The 23,151-nt window shown below is 59.9% G+C and carries 25 protein-coding genes and 1 riboswitch; of the genes, 17 read left to right on the top strand and 8 right to left on the bottom strand.

Translation table 11 applies throughout. The features are described 5' to 3' along the window. Nucleotides 1–5: 5 nt before the first annotated feature. The 7 genes from ACZ9DP_RS34670 to deoA are packed head-to-tail and all read left to right on the top strand — an operon-like array spanning nt 6 to nt 6,888. The gene (locus tag ACZ9DP_RS34670; RefSeq protein WP_074070113.1) at nt 6–1,517 is read left to right on the top strand and encodes an ABC transporter ATP-binding protein; all 1,512 of its coding nucleotides are present in this window, start codon (nt 6–8) and stop codon (nt 1,515–1,517) included. 7 nt (nt 1,518–1,524) lie between these two features. Beyond that, on the top strand, nt 1,525–2,628 hold the full coding sequence (locus ACZ9DP_RS34665) for an ABC transporter permease (protein ID WP_476205082.1): 1,104 nt from the start codon (nt 1,525–1,527) through the stop codon (nt 2,626–2,628). Between the two features lie 10 nt (nt 2,629–2,638). Beyond that, nucleotides 2,639–3,610, top strand: a complete 972-nt coding sequence (locus ACZ9DP_RS34660; RefSeq protein WP_476205081.1) for an ABC transporter permease — start codon at nt 2,639–2,641, stop codon at nt 3,608–3,610. A gap of 3 nt (nt 3,611–3,613) precedes the next feature. Next, nucleotides 3,614–4,003 (top strand): cytidine deaminase, encoded by a 390-nt coding sequence (locus ACZ9DP_RS34655; RefSeq protein ID WP_476205080.1) that lies wholly within the window; start codon nt 3,614–3,616, stop codon nt 4,001–4,003. Next, nucleotides 4,000–4,809: a purine-nucleoside phosphorylase gene (locus ACZ9DP_RS34650; RefSeq protein ID WP_476205079.1), complete on the top strand. Its 810-nt coding sequence runs from the start codon at nt 4,000–4,002 to the stop codon at nt 4,807–4,809. Before ACZ9DP_RS34655 ends, ACZ9DP_RS34650 begins: the two co-directional genes overlap by 4 nt. After that, nucleotides 4,802–5,578 (top strand): deoxyribose-phosphate aldolase, encoded by a 777-nt coding sequence (gene deoC, locus ACZ9DP_RS34645; protein ID WP_074066267.1) that lies wholly within the window; start codon nt 4,802–4,804, stop codon nt 5,576–5,578. The genes ACZ9DP_RS34650 and deoC overlap by 8 nt, the downstream gene beginning before the upstream one ends. 2 nt (nt 5,579–5,580) lie before the next feature. Next, nucleotides 5,581–6,888 carry a thymidine phosphorylase gene (gene deoA / locus ACZ9DP_RS34640; protein WP_476205078.1) on the top strand — a complete coding sequence of 436 codons (1,308 nt, stop codon included), beginning with the start codon at nt 5,581–5,583 and terminating at the stop codon, nt 6,886–6,888. Here deoA and ACZ9DP_RS34635 read toward each other — a convergent pair whose 3' ends face one another. The 7 genes from ACZ9DP_RS34635 to ACZ9DP_RS34605 all read right to left on the bottom strand — a co-directional run bounded on the left by ACZ9DP_RS34635 (nt 6,889) and on the right by ACZ9DP_RS34605 (nt 12,314). Next, nucleotides 6,889–7,425, bottom strand: a complete 537-nt coding sequence (locus tag ACZ9DP_RS34635; protein ID WP_476205077.1) for a TIGR02281 family clan AA aspartic protease — start codon at nt 7,423–7,425, stop codon at nt 6,889–6,891. It abuts the gene before it with no gap. A 162-nt stretch (nt 7,426–7,587) separates the two neighbouring features. Then, entirely contained in the window at nt 7,588–8,217 is a 630-nt protein-coding gene (upp, locus tag ACZ9DP_RS34630) for a uracil phosphoribosyltransferase (protein WP_022713305.1), read from the bottom strand. A 109-nt stretch (nt 8,218–8,326) separates the two neighbouring features. Further along, the gene (locus ACZ9DP_RS34625) at nt 8,327–9,295 is read right to left on the bottom strand and encodes an adenosine deaminase (RefSeq protein ID WP_476205076.1); all 969 of its coding nucleotides are present in this window, start codon (nt 9,293–9,295) and stop codon (nt 8,327–8,329) included. Beyond that, on the bottom strand, nt 9,292–10,512 hold the full coding sequence (locus ACZ9DP_RS34620; protein WP_074066271.1) for a phosphopentomutase: 1,221 nt from the start codon (nt 10,510–10,512) through the stop codon (nt 9,292–9,294). The genes ACZ9DP_RS34625 and ACZ9DP_RS34620 overlap by 4 nt, the downstream gene beginning before the upstream one ends. 91 nt (nt 10,513–10,603) lie before the next feature. After that, nucleotides 10,604–11,188 (bottom strand): TadE/TadG family type IV pilus assembly protein, encoded by a 585-nt coding sequence (locus tag ACZ9DP_RS34615; RefSeq protein WP_283070299.1) that lies wholly within the window; start codon nt 11,186–11,188, stop codon nt 10,604–10,606. Further along, the gene (locus ACZ9DP_RS34610) at nt 11,188–11,823 is read right to left on the bottom strand and encodes a TadE/TadG family type IV pilus assembly protein (RefSeq protein ID WP_372414955.1); all 636 of its coding nucleotides are present in this window, start codon (nt 11,821–11,823) and stop codon (nt 11,188–11,190) included. Before ACZ9DP_RS34610 ends, ACZ9DP_RS34615 begins: the two co-directional genes overlap by 1 nt. A 77-nt stretch (nt 11,824–11,900) precedes the next feature. Continuing rightward, entirely contained in the window at nt 11,901–12,314 is a 414-nt protein-coding gene (locus ACZ9DP_RS34605) for a pilus assembly protein N-terminal domain-containing protein (protein ID WP_194728655.1), read from the bottom strand. Between the two features lie 413 nt (nt 12,315–12,727). Here ACZ9DP_RS34605 and ACZ9DP_RS34600 point away from each other — a divergent pair, with 413 nt between their 5' ends. From ACZ9DP_RS34600 to ACZ9DP_RS34555, 10 genes are all read left to right on the top strand, one after another. Beyond that, nucleotides 12,728–12,925 carry a Flp family type IVb pilin gene (locus ACZ9DP_RS34600; protein ID WP_283070301.1) on the top strand — a complete coding sequence of 66 codons (198 nt, stop codon included), beginning with the start codon at nt 12,728–12,730 and terminating at the stop codon, nt 12,923–12,925. 83 nt (nt 12,926–13,008) lie between these two features. Continuing rightward, nucleotides 13,009–13,521, top strand: a complete 513-nt coding sequence (locus ACZ9DP_RS34595) for an A24 family peptidase (protein ID WP_476205075.1) — start codon at nt 13,009–13,011, stop codon at nt 13,519–13,521. Nucleotides 13,522–13,631: 110 nt separating this feature from the next. Beyond that, nucleotides 13,632–14,444: a Flp pilus assembly protein CpaB gene (cpaB, locus tag ACZ9DP_RS34590; RefSeq protein WP_476205074.1), complete on the top strand. Its 813-nt coding sequence runs from the start codon at nt 13,632–13,634 to the stop codon at nt 14,442–14,444. A gap of 10 nt (nt 14,445–14,454) precedes the next feature. Then, nucleotides 14,455–15,960 (top strand): type II and III secretion system protein family protein, encoded by a 1,506-nt coding sequence (locus tag ACZ9DP_RS34585; RefSeq protein WP_476205073.1) that lies wholly within the window; start codon nt 14,455–14,457, stop codon nt 15,958–15,960. A gap of 68 nt (nt 15,961–16,028) precedes the next feature. Further along, nucleotides 16,029–16,694, top strand: a complete 666-nt coding sequence (locus tag ACZ9DP_RS34580; RefSeq protein ID WP_237361819.1) for a CpaD family pilus assembly protein — start codon at nt 16,029–16,031, stop codon at nt 16,692–16,694. A gap of 19 nt (nt 16,695–16,713) precedes the next feature. Beyond that, complete coding sequence (locus ACZ9DP_RS34575; protein ID WP_476205072.1) at nt 16,714–17,994, top strand: CpaE/TadZ family protein; 1,281 nt, start codon at nt 16,714–16,716, stop codon at nt 17,992–17,994. A gap of 31 nt (nt 17,995–18,025) precedes the next feature. After that, nucleotides 18,026–19,501 carry a CpaF family protein gene (locus tag ACZ9DP_RS34570; protein ID WP_476205071.1) on the top strand — a complete coding sequence of 492 codons (1,476 nt, stop codon included), beginning with the start codon at nt 18,026–18,028 and terminating at the stop codon, nt 19,499–19,501. After that, entirely contained in the window at nt 19,501–20,508 is a 1,008-nt protein-coding gene (locus ACZ9DP_RS34565) for a type II secretion system F family protein (RefSeq protein ID WP_476205070.1), read from the top strand. The genes ACZ9DP_RS34570 and ACZ9DP_RS34565 overlap by 1 nt, the downstream gene beginning before the upstream one ends. Nucleotides 20,509–20,523: 15 nt before the next feature. After that, nucleotides 20,524–21,507, top strand: coding sequence for a type II secretion system F family protein (locus ACZ9DP_RS34560; protein ID WP_194728661.1), 984 nt, complete (start codon nt 20,524–20,526; stop codon nt 21,505–21,507). 35 nt (nt 21,508–21,542) lie between these two features. After that, a riboswitch (ZMP/ZTP riboswitch) is annotated at nt 21,543–21,621 on the top strand. A 20-nt stretch (nt 21,622–21,641) separates the two neighbouring features. After that, nucleotides 21,642–22,274 (top strand): LysE family translocator, encoded by a 633-nt coding sequence (locus tag ACZ9DP_RS34555; protein WP_074066282.1) that lies wholly within the window; start codon nt 21,642–21,644, stop codon nt 22,272–22,274. 6 nt (nt 22,275–22,280) lie between these two features. Here ACZ9DP_RS34555 and ACZ9DP_RS34550 read toward each other — a convergent pair whose 3' ends face one another. Beyond that, nucleotides 22,281–23,105 carry a tetratricopeptide repeat protein gene (locus ACZ9DP_RS34550; protein ID WP_476205069.1) on the bottom strand — a complete coding sequence of 275 codons (825 nt, stop codon included), beginning with the start codon at nt 23,103–23,105 and terminating at the stop codon, nt 22,281–22,283. Between the last annotated feature and the right edge of the window lie 46 nt (nt 23,106–23,151).

The following is a 23,151-nucleotide window of genomic DNA, read 5'->3' as shown; positions in this document are numbered from 1 at the left end:
CTGCAGTGACAGACACGCCCGCTATTGAACTTGTGGGCATCGATAAGAAATTCGGTGCCGTTCACGCAAACAAGGACATCAACCTTACCGTCGCCAAGGGCACGATCCACGGCATCATCGGGGAAAACGGTGCCGGTAAATCGACGTTGATGTCGATCATCTACGGTTTTTATCACGCCGATGCCGGGGAGATCCGCGTCAACGGCACGCCGGTGACCATCCGCGACAGCCAGGCGGCGATCGCAACCGGTATCGGCATGGTTCACCAGCACTTCATGCTGGTCGATAATTTTACGGTCCTGGAAAACGTCATGCTCGGCGCCGAAGGCGGCGCACTGCTGGCAAAGGGCGTTGCGTCTGCTCGCGCCGAATTGAAACGGCTGGAGAAGGAATACGGGCTCGAGGTCAATCCGGATGCGCTGATCGAGCAGCTCCCGGTCGGCCTGCAGCAGCGCGTCGAAATCCTCAAAGCCATGTATCGCGGCGCCGAAATCCTGATCCTCGACGAGCCGACCGGCGTCCTGACACCGGCTGAAGCCGACCACCTGTTCCGCATCCTCAAGGTGTTGCGTGACCAGGGCAAGACCGTCATCCTCATCACGCATAAGCTGCGCGAAATCATGGCCATCACCGACACCGTCTCGGTGATGCGCCGCGGCGAAATGGTCGCGACCCGTAAGACCGCGGAAACAACTGTCGAAGAGCTCGCCGAACTCATGGTTGGCCGCCGTGTTCTTTTGCGTGTCCAGAAGGGCGAGGCGACGCCCGGCGATGTACTGCTGTCGGTCCGCAACCTGACAGTCAAGGACAATCGCGGCGTGACGATGGTCGACAACGTCTCCTTCGATGTCCGGGCTGGCGAAATCGTCGGTATTGCAGGCGTGGCGGGCAACGGCCAGTCGGAGCTGCTGGAGGCGATCGCGGGCATCCGCAAGCCGCATTCCGGCGAGATTTTCCTTGATGGCCAGCCGATCGACAAGGCCGACGCGGCGCGACTGCGCGAGCTGGGCCTAGCCCATATTCCCGAAGACCGCCACCATATGGGACTCGTGCTGAAGTTCGAGGAATACGAGAACTCGGTTCTCGGCTATCACCGCAAGCCTGCCTACAGCAGAGGCCCGCTGCTCGATCTCGATGCGATCCGCAAGGATGCCATGGAGAAGATCGAGAAATACGACATCCGCCCGCCGAACCCGCGGCTGAAGACCGCCAATTTCTCGGGCGGCAACCAGCAGAAGATCGTGGTTTCCCGCGAAATCGAGCGCGACCCTGCCGTGCTCATTATTGGCCAGCCGACACGCGGCGTCGATATCGGCGCCATCGAATTCATCCACCGCCGCATCATCGAGATGCGCGACGCGGGCAAGGCGATCCTGCTCGTCTCCGTCGAACTCGATGAAATCCGCGCCCTTTCAGACCGTATCCTTGTCATGTTTGCCGGCCATGTCGTCGGCGAGAAGACGCCCGATGCCGGTGAACAGACCCTCGGCCTGATGATGGCCGGCATTGCCGCGTGAGGCCTTAATGAGCACTGCTTCTGTTTCTCTTCCAAATTGGATCACCTACGGTCTCATCCCGGTTTTGAACCTGATCGTTGCCTTCCTGATCTCCGGCGTTGTCGTCTGGCTGATCGGCGAAAGTCCGCTTGGTGCTCTTTCTTTGCTGATCGAGGGCGCGCTCGGCAGCGGCGAAGGCATTGGGTTCACACTGTATTACGCCACAAGCTTCATTTTCACTGGCCTTTCGGTCGCGGTTGCGATCCATACCGGTCTCTTCAACATCGGCTCGGAAGGTCAGGCCTATCTCGGCGGACTTGGTTGTGCACTGGTTGCGCTGGCGCTCGACCGCTTCGTGCCCTGGTATGTCACCATGCCGGTTGCCGTCGTCGGTGCCGGCCTTTTCGGCGCCGCCTGGGCATCCATTCCAGCCTTCCTCCAGGCAAAACGCGGCAGCCACATCGTCATCACGACCATCATGTTCAATTACATCGGCGCGGCGCTGATGGTTTACCTGCTGGTCCACGTGCTGATCGTCCCCGGCAAGATGGCGCCGGAAACGCGCACTTTCCTCGAAGGCGGCCAGTTGCCGAAGCTCGGATGGGTGATGAACCTCTTCGGTGCGAAGCTCGGGGCCGCGCCGTTCAATGTCTCCTTCATCATCGCCCTTGTCGCTGCCTACTTCGTCTGGCTGCTCATCTGGCGAACGAAGCTTGGATTTGAGATGCGCACGCTCGGCGCCAGCCCCACTGCCGCCTCCTATGCAGGCATTCCCTATGCCCGCACGGTCATGATCGCTATGCTGCTCTCTGGCGCGCTGGCCGGCATGATGGCGCTGAACCCGGTCATGGGCTCTTCCGCCCGCCTGCAGGTCGAGTTCGTCGGCGGCGCCGGTTTCGTCGGTATTGCCGTCTCGCTGATGGGACGCAATCATCCCGTCGGGATCATCTTCGCGGCGATCCTTTTCGGCATCCTCTATCAGGGCGGCGACTGGGTCTCCTTCGAGATGCCGAACATTACCCGCGAAATGATCCTCGTGATTCAGGGCCTGGTCATTCTCTTTGCAGGCGCGCTCGAATATATGTTCCGCCCGGCGCTCGTCCGCGTCTACCAACAGTTCAAGGCCAAGTGAGGGGCGGACGATGGATTACTACGACATCCTTATCAACGTTCTGAGTTCGACGATCCGACTCTCGATCCCGCTGATCTTTACCGCCCTTGCTGGCCTCTTTTCCGAACGCGCCGGCATCTTCGACATCGGTCTCGAAGGCAAGATGCTGGGCGCGGCCTTTGCCGCCGCCTGCGTTGCATACATCACCGACTCGGCTTGGCTCGGCCTTGTCGCGGGCATCCTCTGCTCTGTCGCGCTGAGTTTGGTGCATGGCTTTGCATCGATCACCAATCGGGGCAATCAGATTATCTCGGGCGTTGCCATCAACTTCTTCATCGCCGGGATCACCATTGTGCTTGGCCAGGCCTGGTTCGGTCAGGGCGGCCGCACGCCGCAGCTCTCCCCGGCAAGCCGGTTCTCGCCAATTACGCTTCCGGGCGCAGACGCGATGCGGGAGGTTCCGGTGATCGGTCCGCTCTATTCGAACGTGATCTCCGGCAACAACATCCTGACCTACCTCGCATTCCTGGCAGTTCCGCTTTCCTGGTGGATCCTCTACAGGACGCGCTTCGGGCTGCGCCTTCGCGCAGTCGGCGAAAATCCCGGAGCAGTCGATACAGCCGGTATCTCGGTCAGTTGGCTGCGCTATCGTGCCGTCATGTGCGCCGGCATTCTGTGCGGCTTCTCGGGCACCTATCTGGCGATCGCGCAGTCGGCGGCCTTCATCAAGGATATGTCGGCGGGCAAGGGTTATATCGCCCTTGCCGCCCTGGTCTTCGCGAAATGGAAACCGGTGCCGGTGATGTTCGCCTGCCTGCTCTTCGGCTTCCTCGATGCGCTGGCGAACTTCATGCAGGGTAAGCAGGTGCCGCTGATCGGCGCAGTACCGGTTCAGATATTCCAGGCTTTGCCGTATATTCTCACCTGCATCTTGCTTGCTGGATTCATCGGCGTTGCAACTCCGCCGAAGGCTGGTGGCGTCCCCTATACGAAGGAGCGTTGAAACTTGTCACACGACCTTTTCGAAGCCGCCCGCGGAGCCATGGCCTTTGCCCACGCGCCCTATTCCAAATTCCCGGTCGGTGCGGCGATCCGCGCCGAGGACGGCAAGATTTATACTGGCGCCAATATCGAAAACCTCTCCTTCCCGCAGGGTTGGTGTGCCGAGCCGACGGCCATCAGCGCCATGATCATGGGCGGAGCGATGAAAATCGTCGAAATGGCGGTCATTGCCGAGAAGCTGCCGCTTTGCCCGCCTTGCGGCGGCTGCCGGCAGAAGATTTCTGAATTTGCGTCGAAGGATACGAAGATTTATCTTTGCGATGAGATGGGCGTGAAGAAGACCATGACGATGGAAGAGCTTCTTCCCTTCAGCTTCGTGGCCGAACTCGGATGAGCGCCGCCATCGATCTGCTCGTCGGCAAACTCGGTGGGCTCGTGCCGCGTCACGGCATCGTGCTCGGCTCCGGCCTTGGCTCGCTGGTAAGCGAACTGACGGATGCGGTGCGAATTCCCTATCGGGATCTGCCGGGCTTTCCTGTCAGCGCCGTCTCCGGGCATGCGGGCGAGGTCGTTACCGGTCGTCTCGGCGGCGTGCCTGTCATCATGCTGTCGGGCCGCGTCCATTATTACGAACAAGGCGATGCCAACGCCATGCGGCTGCCGATCGAGGTGCTGAAAGGCCTTGGAGTGCAATCGCTGTTCTTAACCAATTCCGCAGGCTCGCTGCTTGAGGAGATGGCGCCGGGCTCGGTGATGCAGATCACCGACCACATCAATTATTCCGGCATTAATCCGCTGATCGGCGAGGAAAGCGACCGCCGCTTCGTCGGCATGACGAGCGCCTATGATGGCGACCTTTCCGTGTCCATGCGCAAGGCGGCCGAGAAGCTTGGCATCAAGCTCTTTCACGGCGTCTATATGTGGTTTTCGGGACCAAGCTTCGAAACGCCTGCGGAAATCCGCATGGCGCGGTTCCTCGGTGCGGATGCCGTCGGCATGTCGACCGTACCGGAGGTCATCATCGCTCGAATGCTGGGTTTGAGGGTTGCCGCAGCTTCGGTAATCACCAATTATGGAGCTGGCATGACGGGTTCCGAACTCAGCCACGAAGAAACAAAAGACATGGCGCCCGTCGGCGGCGCGCGTCTCGCCGCAATCTTGAAGGAAATGATTGCGGGTGGAGGAAGCGATAATGAATAATCACTCGCAGAAGGAGACGGCAGCTGTCGCGCTGTCGCTGCTTGATCTCACCAATCTCAAGGACGATTGCACGCAAGAGCAGATCGATACGCTTTGCGCCCGCGCGCAGACGCCCTACGGGAATAGTGCCGCGATCTGCATCTGGCCACGCTTCGTGGCACATGCCCGCACGGTTCTCGGCAAAGGTCATCCGGTCCGCATCGCAACGGTCGTCAACTTCCCGTCCGGCGAAATGGAAGTGGCCGATGTCGCCGCTGAAACTCGGGAGGCAATTGCGGACGGTGCGGATGAGATAGATCTGGTCATTCCCTACCGCAAATTCCGCGACGGTAACGAAAAGGCCGTAATCGACATGGTGACGGCGGTGCGCGCGGAATGTACCGGTGGCGTATTGTTGAAAGTCATCCTGGAGACGGGCGAGATCAAGGACCCCGGCCTCATTGGCCGTGCGTCCGAACTTGCAATCGATGCGGGCGCGGACTTCATCAAGACATCCACCGGCAAGGTCGCCGTGAACGCGACGCTCGAAGCTGCGGATATCATGATCCGCGCGATCCGCCACAGCGGCCGCAAGGTAGGTTTCAAGCCGGCCGGTGGCATTGGCTCGGTCGCCGATGCCGCCCTTTATCTCAGCCTTGCCGAAACGATCATGACGCCGGATTGGCCGATGCCGTCGACCTTCCGTTTTGGGGCCTCCGGCCTGCTCGATGACATTCTCGCTGTCCTCAGCGGCGTCCAGTCAGCGCCCGCCAAGGCCTCGAGCTATTGAGCATGATCCCGCAGGAGATCATCCGACAAAAGCGGGATGGCGGTGTCCTTTCCACGGATGAGATTCGGTCGTTCGTCGCGGCCCTTTCCGCCGGTGAGTTATCAGAGGGGCAGATCGGTGCCTTTGCGATGGCCGTCTGGTTCAAGGGCATGTCGCGCGGGGAGACCGTCGCGCTGACGCTCGCCATGGCGGGCTCCGGCGACATGCTGACGTGGCCCGGGATCGATCATCCGATCGCCGACAAGCATTCGACCGGCGGTGTCGGCGATAACGTTTCGCTGATGCTGGCGCCGATTGCGGCTGCTTGCGGGCTTGCGGTACCGATGATCTCGGGCCGCGGCCTCGGCCACACCGGCGGAACGCTTGACAAGTTGGAATCCATTCCCGGCTATCAAATCAAGCCGGATGCTGCTCTTTTCCGCAACGTCGTCAACGAAGCCGGCTGCGCCATCATTGGACAGACGGGCTCGTTTGCGCCTGCCGACGGCAAACTATACGCCGTGCGTGATGTCACGGCGACGGTCGATTCCATTCCGCTGATCACCGCTTCCATTCTCTCCAAGAAACTCGCCGCCGGGCTTCAGACCTTGGTGCTCGACGTGAAAACCGGCAACGGCGCCTTTATGGCAGATCACGATCAGGCAAAGCTTTTGGCGCAATCTCTGGTGGATGTGGCAAATGGGGCAGGGATCAAGACCTCCGCGTTGATCACCGATATGAACCAGCCGCTGGCGGACGCAGCGGGCAACGCCGTGGAGATATGGAACTGCCTGGATTTCCTGGCCGGCAGAAAAGCTGGAACCCGGCTCGAGGCCGTCGTTGTGGCCTTCGCAGCCGAGATGCTGGTGAGCTCCGGTATTTGCCAGTCTCTGAAAAATGGCGAAGTGAAAGCCCGCGAGGCGCTGACGTCTGGCAAGGCGGCGGAGGTTTTTGCCCGCATGGTGCATATGCTGGGCGGCCCGGTGGATTTTGTCGAAAAGCCCGCAAAATATCTGGTGAAAGCGCCGATCGAAAGGCCGGTTCTCGTAAGTGAGAGCGGATGGCTTTCAGCTTGCAATGCGCGCGAGATCGGCATGGCCGTTATCGATCTCGGCGGCGGGCGCCGCCGTCCGGCAGACACGATCGACCATCGGGTCGGCTTTGCCGCTCTGCTGCCGCTCGGCACGCGTGTCGAGAAGGGCGATACGCTCGCGATCGTGCATGCTGCAAGCGAGGCGGCGGCACAAAAGGCAGCAGCCTCGATCGCGTCGAGCTACCGCATCTGCGGCAACGCGCCTTCGCTGCCGCCGGTCATTTCCGGCCGCATTTGATTATTGCTTCAGATTCAGTGAGCCGTCGGCAACGGAATAAGACTCGAGTTTCTTCAGGAAACTCATGCCGACCAGAGTCGTCGAAAGTGCATCGTCCTTGAGCACGAAGGCTTCCACGCCTTGCACGCGGATGCCGCCGATCTCCATGCGATCGAGCGTGACATGTGCGGCCTTGGTCTGGCCGTTGGCTGTGTTCACGGCGTGCCGGAAATCGAGCTGATTGGCACTGTAGCCGAGACGGCGGGCAAGGCTTTCGTTGAGCGCCACATAGGTCGCGCCCGTATCGATCAGGCCCTTCACGGATCTGCCGTTGATCTTGAAGTCGCCTGTATAGTGCCCCTGCGCATTGGCCTGAAGGCGCATGCGGCCGTTACCGGGAACCGGCGCGGGTGTCGTAGGCTGGTCGGTCGCGGTTGAGACGATGTTGACCGAAGCGGTCTCGGTAGCCGGCTGGCCGCCGTTGTCTTCGAAGAAGGAGGGGACTTGTGTGGCGAGTGCGGCGATAATGCTCGCGAAAATGACGATACGCATGAGCATGAACAGAAATCCTGCCTGTATAAACCACGCCTCATGCGGGGCTTGAGTCTTCAAGATCGCTACGCCGCAATTGCTGATAAGTCGCTAATGGCGAAGTTAAAAAGGCCCGGATTATTGCTCCGGGCCTTCGATATCTTTGGATTTGGTAAAGGAAAGCTGAAGTTACTTTGTACCGTACATGCGGTCGCCTGCATCGCCAAGTCCGGGCATGATATAGCCCTTTTCGTTCAGATGGCTGTCGATCGCTGCCGTAAAGACCGGCACATCCGGATGCGCCGAACGGAAATTCTTGATGCCTTCGGGAGCCGCGAGCAGGCAGAGGAAGCGGATATTGTGTGCGCCACGTTCCTTCAGCTTGTCGATCGCGGCAATCGAGGAATTGCCGGTCGCTAGCATCGGGTCGACGACGATGATGAGACGCTCTGCCACGTCCTCCGGCGCCTTGAAGTAATATTCCACAGGCTGCAGCGTTTCGTGATCGCGATAGACACCGATATGGGAAACGCGGGCAGAAGGCACGAGATCGAGCATGCCTTCGAGCAGCCCATTGCCAGCGCGCAGAATCGAGGCGAAGACGAGTTTCTTGCCCTCCAGGATCGGCGATTCCATCGTCTGCAGCGGCGTTTCGATGGTTTCCATCGTCAGTTCGAGATCGCGCGTCACCTCGTAGCAGAGCAGCGTCGAGATCTCGCGGAGCAGCCGGCGGAAACTGCCCGTCGATGTCTCCTTGCGCCGCATGATGGTGAGTTTGTGCTGCACAAGCGGGTGATCGATGACGATGACGCCTTCCATGGCCTGGCCTTCCTTTAATTGTTCTTATCGGACGTTTCTTTCATGGAAAGCGCCTCAACTGCAAGAGTGGAGGCGATTTTCACGGCATGATCTTCAAGCCCCGGGCGGTTCAAAGGCGGGCGAGCAGCGCCATGCGGGTTGCTTCATCGACGAAAGCCGCTTCGATGCCGGTCCGCGTCAGCTCGTTGATTTCGCTGTCGCTGAAACCGAACGCATCGGCGGCGAGCTCATACTCGCGCTGCAATGAAGTATGAAAAAAGGGCGGATCGTCTGAACTGATCGTCACGCGAACGCCGGTTTCCTTGAACTTGCGCAGTGGATGCGAAGCGAAATCGGGAAAGACGTTCAGCGCAATATTGGAGCCAGGGCAAACCTCGAGAACGGTGCCGAGATCGGCAAGCCGCCTGACGAGGTCTGCGTCCTCGATCGCACGTACGCCATGCCCGATGCGGGATGGACGCACGACGTCGAGCGCATCGGAAACGCTGAAGGCACCACAGACTTCGCCGGCATGAATGGTGAGGCCAAGACCGGCGTCGCGGGCGATATCGAAGGCGCGGGCATAATCGGCAACGCGCCCCATGCGCTCCTCGCCGGCCAAGTTGAAGCCGGTGATCAGCGGGTTGTTGGCCTTGGCCGCGTATTTCGCAGCCGCGATCACGCGCTCCGGCCCGAAATGCCGCTCGCCGGTGACGATCAGCCGCGCTTCGATGCCACTCTTTGCCCTGGCCTGGCGAATGCCTTGGCAGATGCCGGCGATGTAGGCATCTGCACCAAGCCCGATACGCTCGCCGTGGTCGGGTGAAACGATGAGTTCGCTATAGATCGTACCGATCCCCGCAAGCTCCTGCAGATAGGTCTCGGTAAGCAGCGCATAGTCCTCGTCGGTCTTGTAGACCTCGGAAACCTTGTCGTAGCATTCGAGGAAGCTCGCAAAATCATGCCAGACATATGTTCCTTCGCGGAGATAAGCGCTGATGTCGGTATTGTATTTTCGCGCCTGGGCTTCGGTCAGCGCCGGAGGTGCCGCACCCTCCAGATGGCAGTGCAGCTCGACCTTCTTCAAATGCGATGTCACAGAAAGCTTCTCCCATGCTGCCCGGCGGCGATGCCGAGATGCCGGGCAACCGTCTCGCCGATATCGGCATATGTGCTGCGAATGCCGATATTGCGCGACTTCAGCCCCGGACCGTAAGCGATGATCGGCACGCGCTCGCGTGTATGATCCGTGCCGCGCCAGGTTGGATCGCAGCCGTGGTCGGCCGTAAGGATGACGAGATCGCCGGGTGCAAGCTTGCGGTGCACGTCCGGCAGCCGCGCATCGAAGGCTTCGAGTGCGGCGGCATAGCCAGGCACATCGCGCCGGTGGCCATAGACCATGTCGAAATCGACAAAATTGGTGAAGACGAGGTCGCCGTCCTTGGCCTCTTCCATTGCAGCGAGCGACGCGTCCATCAATGCGTCGTTGCCGTTCGCCTTGATGACCCTTGAAACACCCTGATGCGCGAAGATATCGCCGATCTTGCCGATGGCATGAACCTTGCGCTCCGCCTTGACGAGACGATCGAGCAGCGTCGGCTCCGGTGGCGGCACCGAGAAATCGCGGCGATTGCCGGTGCGCTCGAATGTTGAGGAAGTTTCGCCGATGAAGGGCCGGGCGATTACCCGGCCTATGTTGTGGCTGTCGAGGAGTGCGCGGGCGATGCGGCAAAAGCCGAGCAGCCGGTCGAGACCGAAATGCGTCTCATGTGCCGCGACCTGAAAGACGGAGTCGGACGAGGTATAGCAGATTGGCTTGCCGGTGCGGATATGCTCCTCGCCGAGCCGGGCGATGATTTCCGTGCCTGAGGCGTGGCAATTGCCGAGAATGCCCGGAACCTCCGCCGCGTTGCAGAGCGCCTCGATAAATTGCGACGGAAAAGCCTCGCCTTCCGTGGGGAAATAACCCCAATCGAATGTCACGGGCGTTCCCGCGATCTCCCAATGGCCCGACGGCGTATCCTTGCCACGGGAGATCTCATTGGCGCAGCCATGAATGCCGTAGACTTTATCTGGAACCGGCATGCCGGCTGGAGCGCGCCCGGTCGCGGTCTTGGCAATCTGCATCAGGCCGAGGGCCGACAAATTGGGAAGCGAAAGCGGGCCGGACCGCAAGCCTTGCCTGTCGGCAGCGCCGGCCGCGCAAAATTCCGCGATATGGCCAAGCGTATCCGAACCCTCGTCGCCATAGTGCGCCGCGTCCGGCCCGCCGCCGACGCCGAAGGAATCAAGAACGAAGAGAAATGCACGTGCCATCGCAAACCATCAAGCTGGGCGGCTAAAAAGCCGCAATTCCGCTCAGGCATATAATGCTGCCGCAGGCTTGGCAAATTTCAACGGATCGCGATCAGCAATCGCCGCAGGCAACGTTGTCGCCCTGCCGCTGGCGGTAATAGTAGGTGCGGCGGATGGTGAGTTCCTGCATGTCGCCTGGAAGAAAATCGGGGCCGAATGCGAAAAGCTTATAAGGGATGCTGAGATCGGCCCGCACGAGAAAGCTATCTGCCTTCTGCATGTCGGTCGGAACGCCCGTAACGGTGGAATTTGCCGCGTAGGGCGCCGTCGTCGCGTCGTTTGCCCAAGACCATAGAACCTTGGCATTGGCACCGGCATCGATGGTGATGCCGGTCACTTTGATCTGCATGCCGGTCGTATCGAAGGGCGCGAAAATCGCGCCGGCAAGAGAACTGATATCGCTCAGCGAACTCCTGGTTACATTCTGCTGTTGCGTGATCAGGTCGGCGATCGAGCCGGCAGCGCGGCTGGTGCGTTTGCTGACGTTCAGTCCGATCGTGATCTCGAAGGCGCCGATATAGAGCATCACCAGGACGGGAAAGAGGATGGCGAATTCGATTGCGCCCACGCCGCTGCGATCCCGCCCGAGCCGGACGAGCTTCTCTTTCAACCGTATCAGGGTTCTGCTCGCCGCCATCAGTATTGCTCGTTCTGGAAGGCGGCTGTGGCGACGATAAGGTAATCGTTCAGCCTCGATCCGTCGGCGGTGCGGTATGGGGTGATATAGGGCCGGACAAGATCGGTGACGACCTGCCAGTGGTAGTAGGCGCGAACCATGTTGATCGAGCTTGAGCCGCCGGGTGAATATTGCATCCCTGTCGTATCGAGGCCCGTCGCATTCATCGGAATGGTGGCGGGGATATCGGAGAATTTGCTGAATGTGCGGACATCGAGCCAAAGTTTGTTCGGCGTGGCGATCTCGGTGGCGGAGCACTGGATCAGGATCGAGACTTCGTCGCAAAAGTTCTGCCGGAATGCCGTCCGGTCCTTATAGGTCGTCTGCCCGACGACATTGGTGATCTGTCCGGTCCGCAGCTTGCGGCTCATCGTGTCGACGGCGTTGGAGACCAGTTCTTCCGCGGCGAAGGCGATGAAGGTCTCCAGGATTGCGAAGATCACCATGAAATAGGGAATGGCAAGCAGCGCAAATTCTATCGCTGCCGATCCGTCGCGCGAGCGCGCAAAAGCCCGCCATCCGCCCCGCCTGCCGGGCGGCATGCTATCTGCCTGGTGATCATTGGCCGCGACGGCGCCATCCGATGGAACGTTCATGCAGCGATGGTAAAGTGTGTTCGTTGATTTTCCGTTTCAGGCCGGGTCAACAATTTAAGGATGACGACGATCCTGCGTCAGCCGCCGGCATCTGCCGCATTGTTCTGCTGCGTGTGTTGTTCGCAGTTCGGCGTGCAGGAAAGGACGGAGCGATCGGTCTGCCGGTAGACGCGAACCGTGTTGCCTTCGTCGATGGAAACGAGGACGGTCTCGTCGAGTATCGCATTGCCATCGACATCGAGCAGCACCAGGTTGGTCGTCCCGAAACTGCGGCCTGTCAGCACGATGGTCTTTGGATCGGCAACGGTCGCGTCGGCAACCTTGGAATTGCCGATGATCACTTTGCTGGCTGGCCGGTCGAGCTTCAAAACACGCGCGTGATCCATATAGACGCGCAGCACGTCTTCCTCGGCGCGCACGGGAGCCTGAAGCCCGCAAAGCACGAGGATGGCTGCCGCGGTAAAGGAGATAGTCTTGCCGCTCGATGGCATAGCGTTCTCTTTATTGGATCCGGATCAGAGTCCGGCAGAAATCTCAAGATAGAATGGAAAAAAATGGTGAATGAAGCTTTAAGAATTGCCGGCCCTGCCTGATGATGGGACGTGTTTATCCAAATTGGGTCAGGCAAGGAGGATCTCCCGGGGCATCGTGATCTGTAATGACGCAGCCTATGTAATGTTTTGGTGCATCCCGAAGATAGATGTTTTATAGGATTCGCAATATAGATAAATTTGAATATATCCGAGTAACGTAATACTTACCATGGAAGTTTCTACTTTAGCATTTACGATCTGGTAACCCTCTTCCTTAAGCCGATTGAAACAGCCCCTCGCTAGGTTGTGGCATCCGATCAACGGCAACAGTTGGCGGACGTGCTGAACCTCAACTGGAGTTAGGAGTGACCATGACCAAGCTTTTTAGCCGTTTTCTGAAGGACGAATCCGGCGCGACCGCAATTGAATACGGCCTGATCGCAGCGCTGATTTCCGTAGCGCTCATCGCCGGCGCCACCAGCCTCGGCACCAAGATCAATGCCACGTTCAACAGCCTTGCGACGACCATGAACGGTGCTGCCGCAAAGGGCAACGTCGCCATCCCGTGATGGTTGCCGGTGGCAATGAGTGATGAAATCAGGCTCACAGCTCGAAGCGGTGAGCCTTTTCATATTTCGCACAGGAGGCGCGGATGACCGCAGCAGCAATTTTTGTGGTTTTCCCTCTCTGTCTCGCGATCGCGGCATTCTCTGACCTGTTCACCATGACAATCCCGAACCGTGTACCGCTTATTCTCGTCATTTCATTTCTGATCGTGGCGCCGCTTTCCGGGATGTCAGTTCCGGTGATCGGCATGCATCTTTCTGCAGGTCTCGTCGTGTTATGCGCCTGTTTCGCGCTCTTTGCCTTAAATACAATGGGCGGAGGGGACGCGAAGCTTCTCAGCGCTGCTACGCTCTGGTTCGGCTTCGATCAAAGCTTGATCTTCTTTATTGGCTGCGTCGGCGTGATCGGCGGTTTTCTTACGCTGTTCATTTTGATGATACGTTCGCAATCCAATATGATCCTTGCTATCGGTCTGCCTATTCCGAATTCACTCCTGCTCGCAAAGAAGATTCCTTATGGCATCGCAATCGCGATTGGCGGCTTCATGGCGTTCCCGTACTCGCCGATGCTGATCAATGCGCTGGAAACGTTGAAGTAACGGCGGTTTAAACGTCCGTTAACTTAAAATGTAAGTGTTCCGTTAACTATAATTACACCAATTCCTGAGCATTCTTCGGGGTGAACATGCCGTCTCCCGAGGACTGAATAATGAAGCCCGCCCGTTTGATGATACTTTCAGTGGCCGTCGTTGCCGCTGGGCTCGCCGGTTTTCTGGCGATGAAGCTTGCCGGGCGGGGCGGTGTCGTCACGCAGGTGCAATCGGTCGTCGAAAAGGAACCGACGGTCAATGTGCTGGTCTCGAGCGCCAATCTACCGGTCGGCGCCCGCATTGACGACAAGGCGGTTCATTGGATGCCCTGGCCGCGGGGCGCTGTCGTTCAGGGCTTTATCACCGAAGCCGACAAGCCGGATGCGGTCAAGGATATGCAGGGCGCGGTGGTCCGCCTGCCGATCTTCGAAGGCGAGCCGATCCGGCCGGAAAAAATCGCCGATTCCAACAGCCGTATACTCTCGGCGCTTCTGCCCGCCGGCAAGCGCGCCGTCGCAACGGAAATCTCGGTCGCAACCGGCGCCGGCGGCTTCATCCTTCCGAACGACCGCGTCGACGTCATCATGGTCCGCAGGGCGCAGGGAAGCGACAAGTTCCTGACCGAGGCCGTGCTGAGCAACGTCCGCGTGCTCGCCATCGATCAGCAGATCCAAGAAAAAGACGATGGTTCCAAGGCTGTCGTAGGCACCACGGCGACCCTGGAACTGACGCCTGATCAAACCAAGGTTCTGACGGTCGCGCAACAGATGGCCGACAAGCTGTCGCTTGCCTTGCGTTCCGTAGCCGACGCGCAGGAGCAGGATACGAGTGCCGCCGATTATCTCCTGAACGGAGACAATGGAAGCGCGTTGGTTCAGGTCATCAAGTCCGGTTCGATCGTCACAGACAGCAGTGCGCCAAAGGCCGAATGAGGGGAATTTAATGGTCAACACAATGCGGCGCACCAAATCTTTCCTCGCAGGCTTCCTCACACTGGCGATCGTCGTTTCGGGGCTGACGCCTCCTGCCTTCGCGCCACTCGTTGGCGCACGGATTGCGCATGCGGAATCGGAAGGCGTCATCCAGATCTCGCGGACTGGTCCCGGCGCCCACCGCCGCCTGAAACTCGGTCTCAACAAGGCACTCGTCGTCGACCTGCCCGAAGAAGCACATGATATCCTCGTCTCCGATCCGTCGATGGCGGATGCCGTAACGCGCACCTCGCGCCGCATCTACCTCTTCGGCAAGAAGGTCGGCCAAACCAACATCTTCATTTTCGGGAGCGATGGCCAGGAGGTCGTGAGCCTCGACATCGAAATCGAACGCGATGTCTCCGGTCTCGAGACGAACCTCAGGCGCTTCATCGTCGACTCCAATATCAAGGTCGAGATCGTGTCCGACAACATCGTGCTGACCGGCACCGTCCGCACGCCCCAGGATGCCAAGCAGGCGGCCGACCTCGCCCAGGCATTTCTGAACGGCGGCGAAGCGACAACGCGAACCGAGACGGCCGCCAGCAGCGCACAGCAGGGCGATGTCGCGATTTTCGCCGAGGCGCGCCAGGAATCGCAGGTCGTCAATCTGCTGCAGATTGAGGGCGAGGACCAGGTCACGCTCAAGGTGACGATCGCCGAAGTTCGCCGCGAAATCCTGAAACAACTCGGCTTCGACAATCTCGTATCGAATTCCTCGGGTATGACCGTAGCGCAACTCGGAACACCCGCGACGGATAGCGCCACTGCGACGGTCGGCGGCGGACTTGCCGCTCTCTTCAAGAGCTCGATCGGCAAATACGACATATCGACATATCTGAGCGCCCTGGAACAGGCGAAGGTGGTTAGAACCTTGGCGGAACCGACCCTGACCGCCATTTCCGGTCAGGCCGCAACCTTCAATTCGGGCGGCCAGATTCTGTTTTCGACGACAGACAACGACGGCAACGTGACCGTGGTTCCCTACAACTACGGCATCAACCTGGCCTTCAAGCCGGTGGTTCTGTCCTCGGGGCGCATCAGCCTTGAAATCGTGACGAATGTATCCGAGCCGGCGGCCTCCGCTTCGGGAACGCGGCCGACTTTTCAGCGCCGTTCGGCCGAGACATCCGTCGAACTTCCGTCCGGCGGCTCGATCGCGCTTGCCGGCCTGATCAGGGACAACGTTTCGCAGACATCGAACGGCACGCCTGGTGTGAACAAGATCCCGCTGCTGGGTACATTGTTCCGCCAGAGGACGGTGCAGCGAGAAGAAACCGAGCTTGTCATTATCGCGACCCCCTATCTGGTACGACCCGTCGCCCGCAACGAGCTTAACCGGCCGGATGACAATTTCAGTCCGGAACATGATGGTCAGGCGTTCCTCATGAACCGTGTCAACAAGGTTTATGGCCGCCGCGAAGCGCCGGTGGCAGACGCGCAATTCCACGGTTCCATTGGGTTTATCTACAAATGAGCGGCGCAGGATCGAAAACGATGAAACGATATGGTGACCGGGTGATCGCTCAAAGGGCGAAATTCCCGATGCGGTGGGCCATGCTTGGCGCGGCGGTACTTGCGGGCGCGATGCTTTCCGGCTGCGCGGCTCCACGCGATAATCTGACAACCGGCGGAATCCCCGACGACTACCGCCAGCGCCATCCGATCGTGGTGGCCGAGGCCGAGCAGACGGTCGACATCCCGGTTGCCTCGACGGATCGGCGCTTAACGATTGCCCAGCGCGATATGATCCGCGGTTTTGCAGCCAATTATACATCCCGGGCTTCCGGCCCGGTTTATGTCATGACCCCGCAAGGCTCGCCAAATTCGGCTGCCGCAAGCCAGTTGCGGAACCAGGTGCGGGCCGAGCTCTCGAAAAGAGGGATACCGAGCTCGAAGATCGTCAATGCGAGTTATTCGGCAGTTCCTGGCGATGCAGCGCCGATCCGCCTCAGTTTTGTCGGCATGACAGCCATGACCACGCAGTGCGGCCAATGGCCGAAGGATATCGGCGGTGGCTTCGACAACCAGAATTATTACAATTTCGGCTGCGCTACCCAGAACAACTTAGCAGCACAGATCGCCAATCCGGAAGACCTGATTGCGCCGCGCGGTATGACGCCGATCGATGCTGCGCGCCGCAATGACGCCATCACTGAATATCGCGAATACAGGACCGTCCTTGAACACAACAACTCAGGCACCTTCTAATGAGGAGCGGATCCAGACGATGAGCCCGATCGAATACGAGATCAAGAACACGACGGAGCTCCAGCATGCGGAAGACGCCGTTCGCATGGGCGAGCTGGAAAATATGCGGCCGCTGCCGCGTATTTCCGTGCACGCTTTCTGCGAAAGTGAGGCGCTTCAGCGGGTGATGGAGCGCTGCGGCAACGACCGGCGGATGGCCAAGGTGAGCCTGCGGATCACCAGCGGCGGCATTGCGGCCGCTGCGAACATGTTCGCCAGCGCTCCGACCCCCAACCTGATCATCCTCGAAACCAAGGCCAATGCGGCAAGCCTGCTCTCAGAGCTTGCGCCGCTTGCGGCCGTCTGCGATCCGAGCACCAAGGTCGTTATCATCGGCTACTACAACGACATCGCGCTTTACCGCGAGCTGATCCGCAACGGCATTTCCGAATACATGGTTCAGCCGATCGCGATGCCGGACGTCATGATGGCCATGGCGTCGATTTTCGTCGACCCGGATGCCGAGCCGCTTGGCCGCAGCATTGCCTTCATCGGATCCAAGGGAGGCACCGGTGCCTCGACGATCGCCCACAATTGCGCATTCGGCATCTCCAATCTCTTCTCGACCGAGACGATCCTCGCCGATCTCGATCTGCCTTGCGGCACGGCAAATATCGATTTCGACCAGGACCCGACGCAGGGGATCGCCGAGGCGGTCTTTGCTCCAGATCGGCTGGACGAGGTCTTTCTCGACCGATTGCTGACGAAATGTTCGGAACACCTGTCGCTGCTTGCAGCACCGTCGCTACTCGATCGCGCCTATGATTTCGATGGCCAGGCATTTCAGCCGGTTCTTGAAGTCCTGCAGCGCAGCGCGCCGGTGACGGTGCTCGATGTTCCGCACGCCTGGTCGGAATGGACGCGCTCGGTCCTGGCTGCCGCGGATGAGGTCGTTATCTGCGCCGTTCCCGATCTTGCGAACCTGCGCAACGCAAAGAACATGCTCGATGCCCTGCGCAAGCTGCGCCCGAACGATAAGATGCCGCATCTGATCCTCAATCAGGTCGGCATGCCGAAGCGGCCGGAAATCGCTCCGTCCGATTTCTGCGAACCGCTCGAGATCGAGCCGATCGCGATCATTCCTTTCGATATCGGTCTGTTCGGCAATGCCGCCAATAGCGGTCGCATGATCTCGGAGATGGATCCGAAATCGCCAACCGCCGAAACCTTCTCGCAGCTGGCACACATCGTCACCGGCCGTGTGGCCATCAAGAAGGCGAAACGCGGCGGGCTGATGGGGCTGCTGAAGCGCGCCAAGTAAGAGACGAAAACGAGTAGATTGGATTTGTGGTATGTTCGGAAAACGCGGAAATGAAGGCTTCGGAAAGGGCGGCGCCGTAAGCGCACCGCCACCGCCGCCTGCCGCGGCGGCTCCTTCTTCCGCGCCCGCCGTGCTGGTCGAGCCGGCAAGAGAGCCTGGCCGGCCACAGATGACACCGCCGCCGATGCAGACCCCACAGCGCCGGCGGCCGGCCCGCACCGACGAATATTACGACACCAAGGCGCAGGTCTTTTCGGCGCTGATCGATACGATCGACCTGTCCCAGCTTGCCAAACTCGACGCCGAAAGCGCTCGCGAGGAAATTCGCGACATCGTCAACGATATCATCACCATCAAGAACTTCGCGATGTCGATATCCGAGCAGGAAGAGCTGCTCGAAGACATCTGCAACGATGTTCTTGGCTACGGCCCGCTGGAACCGCTGCTCGCGCGCGACGATATCGCCGACATCATGGTCAACGGCGCCGGCAAGACCTTCATCGAAGTCGGCGGCAAGACGGTCGAATCGGAAATTCGCTTCCGCGACAACGGCCAGCTTCTCTCGATCTGCCAGCGCATCGTCAGCCAGGTCGGCCGACGCGTCGATGAATCGAGCCCGATCTGCGACGCCCGCCTTCCGGATGGCTCGCGTGTCAACGTCATCGCCCCGCCGCTCGCCATCGACGGACCGGCGCTCACGATCCGTAAATTCAAGAAGGACAAGCTGACGCTCGATCAGCTCGTCCGCTTCGGCGCGATCACGCCTGAAGGCGCAACGCTCTTGCAGATCATTGGCCGGGTGCGCTGCAACGTCGTGATCTCCGGCGGTACCGGTTCCGGCAAGACGACGCTTCTGAACTGCCTGACGAACTATATCGACAGAGACGAGCGGGTCATCACCTGCGAGGATACGGCGGAACTGCAGCTGCAGCAGCCGCATGTGGTTAGGCTGGAAACCCGCCCGCCGAACATCGAAGGCGAAGGCGAGATCACCATGCGTGATCTCGTCAAGAACTGCCTTCGCATGCGTCCGGAACGCATCATCGTCGGCGAAGTGCGCGGACCGGAGGTTTTCGATCTTCTGCAGGCGATGAATACCGGTCATGACGGCTCGATGGGAACGATCCACTCGAACTCGCCGCGCGAATGCCTGAGCCGTATCGAATCCATGATCGCCATGGGCGGCTACAGTCTCCCGGCAAAGACCGTTCGCGAAATCATCGCCGGCTCGATCGACGTCATCATTCAGGCAGCGCGTCTTCGCGACGGCTCGCGGCGCATCACGGCGATCACCGAGGTGATCGGCATGGAAGGCGACGTGATCATTACCCAGGATCTGATGCGCTACGAGATCGAAGGCGAGGACGCTGGCGGCCGACTGATCGGCCGTCATATGTCGACCGGTATCGGCAAGCCGAATTTCTGGGATCGCGCGCGCTACTACAACGAGGAAAAGCGCCTGGCCGCCGCCTTGGATGAGATGGAAGCAAAGTCGAAGGAAGTATGATGTTCGGTCTCGATCCGATAGTGCTCGCCATCATCGTGCTGGTTGCGGTCGCTGCGGGCGCGGTTTGCTATGGCCTGCTCTTCAGCCGTATGGAGACCGAGAAGAAAGCTGCCAATCGCGTCAGCCGCGTCGCTTCAACCGAGACCGACCGGGTGAAGGTCAAGGCCGCACGGGACCGTGTCCAGGAAATGTCGAAACGCCGCAAGTCGGTGCAGGACAATCTCAAGGACCTCGAAAAGCGCCAGCAGGAAAACACAAAACGGAAACTGTCCCTGAAGTCGCGGCTGACCCAGGCGGGCTTTGCGATCACGCCCGCCAAATTCTACTTGTTCAGCGCCGCCTTCGGCCTGTTCCTGATGCTCATCGCGCTGCTTGCCGGCGCGCCGATGCTGGTCGTACTTGCGCTTCCGGTCGTTGCCGGCCTCGGCCTGCCGCGGTGGATCCTGGGCTTCTTGATAAAGCGCCGCCAGAACAAATTCCTCGACGAATTTCCGAACGCGCTCGACGTCATCGTGCGTTCGATCAAGTCCGGCCTGCCGCTGAACGACGCGATCCGCCTCATCGCAAACGAGGGCCGCGATCCGGTGAAAACCGAATTTCGCCGTGTCGTGGAATCGCAGCAGGTCGGCCTCAGCGTTCCCGACGCCTGTGCGCGCATGACCAATTACATGCCGCTGCAGGAAGTAAGCTTCTTTGCGATCGTCATCGCCATTCAGTCGCAGGCCGGCGGCAATCTTTCCGAAGCGATCGGCAATCTCTCGAAGGTTCTCCGCGACCGCAAGAAGATGAAGGCCAAGGTGAAGGCGCTGTCGATGGAGGCCAAGGCTTCCGCCGTCATCATCGGCGCTTTGCCCTTTATCGTCGCCACGCTCGTCTACCTCACGTCACCGCAATACATGATGGTTCTGTTCACCGATTCACGCGGGCACCTCATCATGGGTCTATCGGCGGTCTGGATGTCGATCGGCATCTTCGTCATGCGCAACATGGTCAATTTCGACATCTAGCCGGAGGCAAGCGTCATGTCAGCAGATCTTGCAGCGCGATTGACCGATCCGGCCATGCTGGTCGCACTTCTTGTTGCGATCGCTGTCTTTGCGACCTTCTACACGATCGCCGTTCCCTTCTTCGAGCGCGGCGACCTGAACAAGCGCATGCGCGCCGTTTCGACGGAGCGTGATCAGATTCGTGCGCGCGAGCGTGCCCGTATGAACACGGAGGCGGGAAACAAGGCGTCGCTTCGCAACCAAAACAATCGCTCTGTTCGCCAGATCGTCGAGCGCTTCAATCTGCGCAAAGCGCTGGTCGACGAAAACACGATGAACAAGCTGCGCGCAGCCGGCTACCGCTCGGAAAACGCTCTGAATACCTTCCTCGTCGCCCGGTTCTTTCTGCCCTTCGTTTTCCTCGCCCTCGCCGCCTTTTGGATTTTCGGTCTCGGCAACCTCGCAGCCAAGCCGCTTCCTATCCGCCTGCTTGCTATGATCGGCACGGGCTATCTCGGTTTTTATGCGCCGAACATCTTCATCTCGAACCGCATGTCGAAGCGTCAGCATTCGATCAAGCGTGCCTGGCCGGATGCGCTCGACCTGATGCTGATTTGCGTCGAGTCCGGCATCTCGATCGAAGCAGCGATGCGCCGCGTATCGGAAGAGCTCGGCGAACAGTCGCCGCCGCTTGCCGAAGAGATGGTGCTGACGACGGCCGAGCTTTCCTTCCTGCCGGACCGCCGTCAGGCGCTCGAAAACCTCGGCACGCGCACGCAGATCGATCTCGTGCGTTCCGTCACCCAGGCCCTCATCCAGGCCGACCGTTACGGCACGCCGATTTCGCAGGCGCTGCGCGTTCTCGCACAGGAAGGCCGAGACGAGCGCATGAACGAGGCTGAAAAGAAGGCGGCTGCCCTGCCGCCGAAGCTGACCGTTCCGATGATTTTGTTCTTCCTTCCCGTTCTCGTCGCCGTCATCCTCGGCCCGGCCGGCATCCAGGTCGCCGACAGGTTCTGATGCCGCTTGCAGGCGGGGCGGAAACCAGCTAGCCGTAGTTTTCGCGTGACTGGCGAATGAGATCGAAGACCATCGGGAAGCGCTGATGTGACCGCCGCTCGCCTGGCGTCTTTCTAAATCAGGAGCGAGCCTTGATGTCTTCCGCAGCCATCCTCACCAGCATTTTTGCAGCACTGATGGTCGGAGCGGTGAGCCCCGGCCCGAGTTTCGTCGTCGTTTCCCGCATCGCCATTTCCCGCTCGCGCCTTGATGGCCTGGCAGCGGCGCTCGGGATGGGTGTCGGTGGCGTGATGTTCGGCATTCTTGCGCTCGCAGGCCTGACGGCTTTGCTGACGCAATTCGCGTGGCTTTACCTGGTGCTGAAGTTTGCAGGCGGTGCCTATCTCGTCTATATCGCGTTTCGCATCTGGCAGGGCGCGAAGGCGCCCATCGAGGTGTCCGGTGCGGTTGAGGGCAGGGCGTCGCTCGGCCGCAGTTTCTCGATGGCGCTGCTGACGCAGCTCAGCAATCCGAAGACCATCATCGTCTATGCGAGCATATTCGCAGCGTTTCTGCCAAAAACCGTACCCGCAGGTGTCATGATCGGTCTGCCGATCGGAATCTTCGCGATTGAGGCCGGATGGTATTCGATCGTGGCGCTGGCTTTTTCCGCCCGCCGTCCGCGCCAGGTCTATTTGGCCGCCAAGCACTGGATCGACCGCGCTGCCGGGCTTGTCATGGGCGGGCTGGGTTTGCGCTTGATCTTCTCCGGCGCGATGCTTCGGTAGTCGAGATCAGTTGGTGTTGCTTGCCGGCGCGCTGTCCTTCGCCGCGAGTTTCTGCCATGAATTCTGCTGGGAAAGCATTGAACGCAAATAGGCGACGTTGGCGTCTGCCTGCTGCGGCGCGAGTTCGCGGCGGGCGATCTCTTCGGCCTCCGGAAAACGTCCCTGCAGGCCGACAGCAAGGGCGAGGTTCTGCCTGACACGGCTATCGGCGCCCGGCTGGCTCGCCGCCTGCTTGAGATAGGTTTCGGCAGTCCTGAGATCGCCTGTCAGCACGTAGGACATGCCGAGATTTGAAAGCACGGAAGGCTCGTTCGGCATGATGTCCAGCGCATCGCGATAACGCGCTCGCGCATCGCTGGGCTTGCCCATCTGGTCGAGAATCGCGCCCTGGGCAGAAATGAGCTTCCAGTCAGGCCGGTCCGGGGTTTGCGCCCGGCCGATCGTGTCGAGCGCTTGCTGGAACTGTCCTGCGGCTGCCTGGGCCTTGCCGTAGGCAGCAAGGACATTGCGGTCTTTGGGATTGGAAATCGCAACCTGCTGCATGACGGCAAGCGCCTGCGCGTCGCGCCCGGCCATGCGCAGCAGGTTGGCGTAGTTGACGCCGTTTACCGGATCGCGGGGGTTTTTCTCGTAGGCCTGTCCGACCCGGTCCGTCATTGCGTGAAGCTCGTTCGCATCCATGGTTTCGACCGGCTTTGTCAGCTTCGGCACCGAACCCGTCGTCATCTTGTCCTTGGTCGTCGAGCAACCAGCGAGCGCGGTGACAACCAGCGCTGCGGTGACGCACTGGGAAATACGGTTCTTGAATGGATGGATGGCCGGGAGAGGCATTGCGCTTTCCTGAATTCAGAAACTGGCGTTTGACCTCTAAGCGGAA

This window comes from Rhizobium sp. USDA 4016 (assembly GCF_056279705.1).
Note: the sequence above shows the minus strand (reverse complement) of the source record. Positions and strands in the feature narration are given on the sequence as shown.